The organism is Viridibacillus soli, from assembly GCF_016612995.1.
Taxonomy (GTDB): Bacteria; Bacillota; Bacilli; order Bacillales_A; family Planococcaceae; genus Viridibacillus; species Viridibacillus soli.
This window is the reverse complement of sequence record NZ_JAEOAH010000011.1, coordinates 79,078-87,286: the sequence shown is the minus strand read 5'-3', so window position 1 is coordinate 87,286 and position 8,209 is coordinate 79,078. Positions and strand designations below refer to the sequence as shown.

Annotated in this window: 5 protein-coding genes and 1 pseudogene; 1 reads left to right on the top strand and 5 read right to left on the bottom strand. The window is 37.0% G+C overall.

All coding sequences use genetic code 11. The features are described from left to right. Positions 1–834: 834 nt before the first annotated feature. Positions 835–1,131 (top strand): DUF3784 domain-containing protein, encoded by a 297-nt coding sequence (locus JFL43_RS10170; RefSeq protein ID WP_200748970.1) that lies wholly within the window; start codon positions 835–837, stop codon positions 1,129–1,131. Between the two features lie 59 nt (positions 1,132–1,190). Here the strand turns inward: JFL43_RS10170 and JFL43_RS22515 are convergent. The 5 genes and pseudogenes from JFL43_RS22515 to JFL43_RS10145 all read right to left on the bottom strand — a co-directional run. After that, positions 1,191–1,442 (bottom strand): annotated as a pseudogene (locus tag JFL43_RS22515) (IS1595 family transposase); the annotation flags it as partial. A 100-nt stretch (positions 1,443–1,542) separates the two neighbouring features. Continuing rightward, the gene (locus JFL43_RS10160) at positions 1,543–3,330 is read right to left on the bottom strand and encodes an ABC transporter ATP-binding protein (protein WP_200748969.1); all 1,788 of its coding nucleotides are present in this window, start codon (positions 3,328–3,330) and stop codon (positions 1,543–1,545) included. Continuing rightward, positions 3,327–5,084 carry an ABC transporter transmembrane domain-containing protein gene (locus JFL43_RS10155; RefSeq protein WP_200748968.1) on the bottom strand — a complete coding sequence of 586 codons (1,758 nt, stop codon included), beginning with the start codon at positions 5,082–5,084 and terminating at the stop codon, positions 3,327–3,329. Before JFL43_RS10155 ends, JFL43_RS10160 begins: the two co-directional genes overlap by 4 nt. Before the next feature lie 410 nt (positions 5,085–5,494). Next, complete coding sequence (gene argH / locus JFL43_RS10150; protein WP_200748967.1) at positions 5,495–6,868, bottom strand: argininosuccinate lyase; 1,374 nt, start codon at positions 6,866–6,868, stop codon at positions 5,495–5,497. Then, positions 6,865–8,073, bottom strand: coding sequence for an argininosuccinate synthase (locus JFL43_RS10145; protein WP_100797106.1), 1,209 nt, complete (start codon positions 8,071–8,073; stop codon positions 6,865–6,867). The genes argH and JFL43_RS10145 overlap by 4 nt, the downstream gene beginning before the upstream one ends. Between the last annotated feature and the right edge of the window lie 136 nt (positions 8,074–8,209).

Below are 8,209 nucleotides of genomic sequence, written 5' to 3'. Positions count from 1 at the left end.
GATGCTCGCTTTCCGCGGGCATGCACCCTCCGCTACAAGCAACTAAAAACTGTAGTAACATACGTTAGTATTGAACAAAAAAAAAATTTTAACGGTAAATAACAACCTAATATTCCCCTAATCAACACACCTGATAACATTAATATAAACATTAATTTAACAGAAGAAAAAACTAAAAAAGATAAAAAAGAAGTTCAGAAAATTGCACGTAATATTATAAAACAAAAAGGATTTAACCCTGATTTATTCCAAATTAATGTGACAAATACTATTATCATTGAATAACTAGTTCATTATAAAAAATTCTGGTCCATCTGCACCACCACATGGACTTGTAGTTTAGCAACAGCCTTTTCTTCTTCTTTAACTCTAAGTTCTTACTCTTCTTTAGCCTCAAGTACAGCATTTTCTTAAGCTATTACTTCTTAAGTTTTACCTGCTACTTTTTCTTTGCTCTCTGTATTGGATACGTTGTCATAAGTAAAGTTACAAAATAAACAAGTCCAGTTAGGTTATTTCTTTTTTATATCAACCTTAAAGGCGGTGTGAGTGGTGCCACCCTGTTGCCATTGCACTTGCCGAATAAACTTGATAATCAGATAAAAAATTCCGATAAGAAGCATTCATGGATCAAGCACTGAATTTGGCAAAGTATCTCAAGAAAAAAACGTTAGTGGAATATATAATAGATAATATGTTCCTTCATACAAAAAGGCCGTGTTCGTAGTTATTGTTGTTGGTTTCCTTATTCCATTTTATGTTAAAGTGAGGTTAGATATTAAAAATCTTCATTGGACAGGTTATTATATTGTAATGGGATCAGGGGGATGGATTATGGATACTGAGGGGCTTATCGTATTCACAGTAGTCGGATTGATTTGTATTTTTTTAGGATATTTGATTTGGTTTAAAAAGATGCTTTTTTTAATCGCGGGTTACAATGAATCAACTTTTGAAGGGGATAAAGAAAAATTAGCAAAGGGAATAGGAATTGTTGCTATCATATCAGGTATAGTAACAATACTTTTCCCATTCTTTTTATACTTGTTTGGAAACACTGTTGGGATAACATATTGCCTAATCATCATTATAGGGTTAATAGTAATATTTTGGATTTTTGATAAAAAGTAAATGATGAACAAACTTCTATCAGCTGCGTTTATATAATTCTTCAAAATAATTGGGACAGGTTAGACAGCACACCTTATACTTTCAACAGTTGTAAATGTTGCACTTTGGTAAGAAAAAACAACATTTCTTATGTTTTATCTTGAAGTGATAATTTCTATGTAGTCCAAGGAAGCGATGTCAGAACAAGTAGCTGTCGAGATGTTTAGTAGCCACTCCTTGGAACCTGTCCATCCATTTTTTAAGTCGTTTATGATACCGTTAACGTGTTGTATAGAATAGCAGCCCTTCTTATATCCCCCTTTACTTACATTATTTAATACAAACTCCATTTACTTCTATTACCAATTCAAAATCTCCTTAATAGACAATATAGAGACCTGCTTGCTATTAAGGAGACCTGCTCATCCATTGTTATTCTACTTCTTGAACTAACCCATTCTGTAATTGATACATTTTATGATACAAACCATTTTTCGCAAGTAACTCTTGGTGTGTTCCCTGCTCAACAATTTCTCCATGATGCAGCACTAAAATTTGCTCCGCATCTTGAATCGTACTAAGGCGATGTGCAATAGCAATTGTCGTTCGGCCTTGACGCATTTTATCGAGGCTCGCTTGAATGGCTACTTCTGTTTCCGTATCAATTGTTGCGGTGGCTTCATCTAACACGAGAATTTTTGGATTCGCCGCAACCGTTCTCGCAAAAGCAATGAGCTGACGTTGCCCACTTGAGAACGTGGACCCACGCTCAGTTACTTGATGTTTATAGCCCTTTGGCATTTGCTCGATAAATTTATCTGCTTGCACAAACTCCGCTGCAGCTCTCACATCTTCATCTGGTAACTCCTCATTAAATAGCCGGATATTACTTTCAATCGTACCGTAAAACAGAAACGGATCTTGTAGTACTAACCCCATTTGCTCTCTTAATGTTTGTTTCGGATAATTTTTAATCGACTGACCGTCTATTAAAATATCACCTTTCTCAAATTCATAAAAGCGCATTAATAAGTTAATGATGGAACTTTTCCCGCTCCCCGTATGACCAACAAGTGCTACCGTCTCACCAGGATTTACGTTGAATGAAATATTTTTCAATACATCTGTTTTTCCATCATAAGAGAATGTCACATCGCGAAACTCGATGCGACCATCTGCCATTTTCACAGTAGTATCCTCCATCTGACGTGGGTCAAGCTCATGATCATCCAATAAAGTAAAGACACGAGACGCTGACACAATAGCTTGTTGGAAAAGTGACAACCTCTGCATCACTTGGTTAATCGGCTCAAAGAAACGATTAATATAAGTGATGAACGCATAAATAACCCCGATTTCTATTGGATCATTAAAAGATGTAATACCAAAAAAGCTTAGCAGTAAAATAACCCCTAACGCATAAACCAAATCAATTACTGGTCGCAAAAGCAAGCCATCTAGCTTAATGCTACTCATTACTGCCTTGTAATGCTTCTCATTAATATCGTCAAACTCATCGCGGAAGCGTTTTTCCTGACGAAATGCTTGCACGATTGACATACCAGATAGCGATTCTGCTAGTTTGGCGTTTAATTGACTTAGTTGTTCACGCATATCCATATAATAAACGGCACTATATTTTCGATACGCATAAATGATCCAATAAAGGAGTGGTAGTAAAATCATCGTTGCAATTGCTAACTTCCAGTTTAGTGTAAACATTGCGATATAAACACCGATGATTAAAAAGCCACTCTGTACAAAGCCGATTAACACACTTACGAACATTTCCATAATCGCTTCCGTATCATTCGTCACTCGCGACACGATACTACCCGCTGGTGTACGGTCAAAATAACGCAAACCAAGCTTATGCACCTTCGTATATACATCAATACGTAGCTGTTGAATGACCTTTAAAGCTAATACGTGAAAGCGCAGCATTTGTAAATAACTAATAATGGCATTCAAAATTTGTATACCAATATATGTAACACCTAGTATGATCAAAGGATTCGTAGGGAAATGACGCGGTGTTAAATAGTCATCCATAAACATTTTAATCAGCAATGGACCGAAAATATCACCAAGAACTGTAATAATAAGCAATAATAACGCAATCGAAATTGATTTTTTATGTGGCTTTAAATAAATTAGTAGTCGCTTTAATACTTGCCACTGGTCTTTACCTGTCAGGGTGATTTTTTGATCTTCATTCACGATGGCTCACCCCCTCTTTCCACTAACTGCTCAAGCTGCTGTAATTGATACATTTCAAAATAGCGTCCTCTTAGAGCCATTAATACATCATGTGTTCCCTTTTCTACAATTGTCCCTTCATGTAACACAATGATGAGGTGCGCATGTATTAGTGCACTTAATCGATGCGAAGTAATAATCGTCGTTGCATCTGTTCTGGCCCCTTTTAATGCCGCTAAAATAGCTTCTTCTGTCTTCGCATCGACCGCTGATAACGAATCGTCTAGAATGAGCATTTCAGGTTTCATTAACAACGCACGTGCAATCGAAATCCGCTGCTTTTGACCACCAGAAAGTGACACTCCACGCTCACCGACAATGGTATTATACCCTTTAGTAAAATGCAGTATATCATCATGGATTTGTGCAATTTGCGCAGCATTTATCACTTCTTCTTCAGTAGCCTCCGGGTTTGTAAATGCGATATTTTGATAGATTGATGCCGAGAATAAAAAATGCTCCTGTGGTACATAGCCAATTGCCTCACGAAGTTTTAATGTTTCGTAATCACCTATAGCATGGCCACCGTAAATAATGTTACCGTCATAACCATCAAATTCACGCATTAACAGCTTTAATATGGCTGTTTTTCCAGCACCCGTTTTACCAACAACACCAAGTGTTTCACCACGTTTTAATATGAATTGTATATTTTTTAGTGATGGTGTTTCCTCTCCTGGGAAAGTAAATGATTGAATATTAAATGCAAGATTCCCTTGTGGACGAATGGCTAAAGCATCTTCTTTATCCTGTATATCCATCTTTTCAGCTAATAAATTCCGGATCCGGTCATACGATGCACTACCACGCTCCATAATATTAAAGAGCAAGCCAAACGCTAGCAACGGCCAAACAAGGAGCCCTAAATAAGATGTAAATGCGACCAAATCACCTAACGTCATATCTCCAGCAACAACAAATTTAGCCCCAAACACAATCGTTAAGAAAAACGATATACCTACAACGAGCGAAATCGTTGGATCAAATAGCGAATCCACTTTTGCAACTCGTATATTTTTCTGTACAACATCATCAGATAAACGTTTAAAATCCTCGATATCCTCTTTGTCCTGACCGAATGTTTTCATCACTTTAATGCCAGTAATACTCTCTTGCGTTTTATCATTTAAATCCGAAAATGCAGCTTGAGCATGATGAAAATGTTTATGCAAAAGTTTACCGTAGTAATTCGTTGAAAGCGCCATAAATGGCATTGGAATCAAAGCGATTAACGTCAACTTCCAATCAATTGTAATAGCCATCGCTAATATAACAAAGCCACCCGTTGTAATAGAGTCCACAAGCGTTAAAACCCCATTACCTGCTGTTTGTTGCACAGCTGATACATCATTTGTTGCATGCGCCATTAAATCGCCAATACGGCGCTTTTGATAAAAAGACGGCGCCATTGATGTAAAATGGCGAAATAAATCTGCGCGGAGCTTTTTAGCTAGTGTCATAGACGACCCATAAATCATAATCCGCCAATAATAACGAATCACATACATAATGAGTGCGGAAGCAGCTAATACGCTCAGCCATTTTACTAAGGAACCACCAGTCAAATTGCCTGCACCAATTTCATCGACAACAACACCAATAATTTTCGGTGGCACTAACTGTAATATCGCCACGATGATTAAAAGTGAAATCCCCATGAAATATTGCTTCTTGCGTTCTTTAAAAAACCAACCTAATTCAAAAAATACCTTCATCTCTATTCACCCACTTTTCTTCATAAATTATAGTTTATCAAATATTCTGAAATGGTAAAAGATGTGAAAGGAAAATAATTTCGGATATTGAAATATTTTTTAAAAATGATGGAAATTGATTAAATCAGTTCCTATTTAACAAATCATTGCTACGTTATATGAGCAGAAGAAGCGTATGACAACTTCAACAACCAACTAGAAGAATTATTAGAGTCTTTCTTCATAGAGATACACACTGATTTGATAGATGTAGTTGAAAACTAACCCTTTTTCACATTTCATAATGAATGGACTTAAGCAAAAACAAAAAACCAACTCCCCTCTGGAAGTTGGTTTTGCTGGAACATATATGTATGCCCATAGCTTATGGAATTAGTTCTCCTCTGTGAACGTTCTTCCAATCTATTTTTTTATAAACATTCTTTCGCTTTTGCAATTTGAATTTTTACTTGATCGAAACCAGTGCCACCTAAGGAATGACGACGTTTCACAGCTGCTTCTGGTGCTAACACATCAAATACATCTGATTCGATTAATGAACTCGCCTCTTGCAAGTCTTCAATTGGTAAGTCCAATAAGTAAATACCACGTTGGATACAAAGGAATACTAATTTTCCTGTAACGGCATGTGCCTCACGGAAAGGCATGCCTTTTGTTGCTAAATAATCCGCTAATTCCGTAGCATTTGAGAAATCTTGATGCACGGCTTTATGCAATGTTTCTTTTGCAACTGTCATAGTACGAACCATTCCTTCGAAGATCTTCAGTGAGCCGACAATTGTATGTAATGTGTCGAACATACCTTCTTTATCTTCTTGCATGTCTTTGTTATAAGCTAATGGAATCCCTTTTAATACTGTAAGTAAGCCCATTAGATTACCGTAAACACGACCTGCTTTACCACGGATTAACTCCGCCATATCCGGATTTTTCTTCTGTGGCATAATACTTGAGCCTGTAGAGAACGCATCATCTAACTCGATGAATTTGAACTCTTCACTTGACCACAAAATAATTTCCTCAGCAAAGCGTGATAAATGCGCCATTAAAAGTGAACCATTACTTAAAAATTCCACGATGAAATCACGATCACTTACTGCATCCATACTATTTTGGTAAACAGCAGAGAATCCTAGTAGTTCTGCACTCATTTCACGATCAATTGGGAAGGTCGTTCCAGCTAGAGCACCTGCCCCAAGTGGTGAAATATCGATTCGTTTTAATGATTCCACGAAACGTTGTTTATCGCGTTCTAACATCCAGAAATATGTCATCAAATGATGCGCAAATGAAATTGGTTGTGCACGCTGTAAATGAGTATATCCAGGTGCTAGCGTATCAATATTTTCTTCTGCTTGTGTCATAATCGCTTTTTGGAAAGCTTCTATTAAAGAAACAACCTCATGCACACGTTTTTTTAAGAACAAGTGCATATCTGTCGCTACTTGATCATTTCGGCTACGGCCAGTATGAAGTTTCCCTCCTACTGGACCAACCAAATCAATGAGCATTTTCTCTAGATTTAAGTGAATATCTTCATTAGCAATCGAGAACTCAAGAGAGCCCTCAGTTGCTTTTTGTTGTAATTGATGTAGACCATCTTTAATCGTGTTGACTTCGTCCTGTGATAAAATGCCACAAGCACCCAGCATCGTAACGTGAGCAATACTGCCTTCAAGATCTTCCGTTACAAGCTGTTGGTCAAACCCGATGGATGCCCCGAATTCATCTACCCATTGTTCGGCAGAATTTTGGAATCGCCCGCCCCATAGTTTACCACTCATGCTTGCACCTTCTTTTCTCCTTTGTTTACCATAGAGTTCACTACTGTTGGAAGACCCCATAGTTCGATGAAACCTACAGCTGAAGCGTGGTTAAATTCATCTTCTTTTGTATATGTTGCTAATTTTTCATTGTATAAAGAGTTTGGAGATTTACGTCCTTCAACAATTGCATGGCCTTTGAATAATTTTACGCGAACTGTACCATTTACATATGTCTGAGTTTCTTTTAAGAATGCTACTAATGCTGGTCTTAATGGAGAGAACCATAAACCTTCATAGATTAATTCAGTTAATTTTTTCTCAATTACTGGTTTGTAATGAGCGATTTCTTTTACTAGGGTAATATCTTCTAATTCTTTATGTGCTATTAGTAAAGTGTGTGCACCTGGGATTTCGTATACTTCACGTGATTTAATACCAACTAAACGATTTTCAACATGGTCTATACGGCCAACGCCATGCTTACCAGCTACTTCGTTTAATTTTAAGATTAAGTCAGCTAATTTATACGCTACGCCATCTAGTGCTACTGGTACACCTTGTTCGAATTCGATTTCGATCACATCTGCAGTATCAGGAGCATCTTCAAGAGCAACTGTTAAGTCATATGCTTCTTCTGGTGGTGCAGCCCAAGGATCTTCTAAAATACCACATTCGTTAGCACGTCCCCATAAGTTTTGGTCAATTGAGAATGGTGAATCTAAAGAGATAGGAAGTGGAATATTTTTTTCCTTCGCATATTCGATTTCTTCCTCACGGCTCCAAGCCCATTCACGAACTGGTGCAAGAACTTCTAAATTAGGATTTAATGCTTTAATAGAAACTTCGAAACGAACTTGGTCATTCCCTTTACCAGTACAACCATGTGCTACTGCAACTGCGCCAGTTTGTTCAGCTACTTCTACTAATTTTTTAGAAATAAGTGGACGAGATAGAGCTGATACTAATGGATACTTTTGTTCGTACCAAGTATGTGCTTGAAGAGAAATTAATGCGTATTCTTCAGCGAATTCGTCTTTTGCGTCGATCATGTAAGATTCAACTGCGCCAACTTCTAATGCTTTGTTTTTGATGAAGTCAAGGTCTTTCCCTTCACCTACGTCTAAGCAGCATGCTACTACTTCGTATCCTTGATCGATTAACCATTGAATTGCAACTGATGTATCTAAACCGCCTGAATATGCTAGTACTACTTTTTTAGCCATGTAACATTCCTCCGTATTATGTATTTTTATGCGAATTTATTTTATATTTATGCACTCATCATAGCATGGAATAAAAATGAATACAAGTGTATTTTTTTGCATTTATAAAAAAACTTTAATATTTTTTTATTACGCT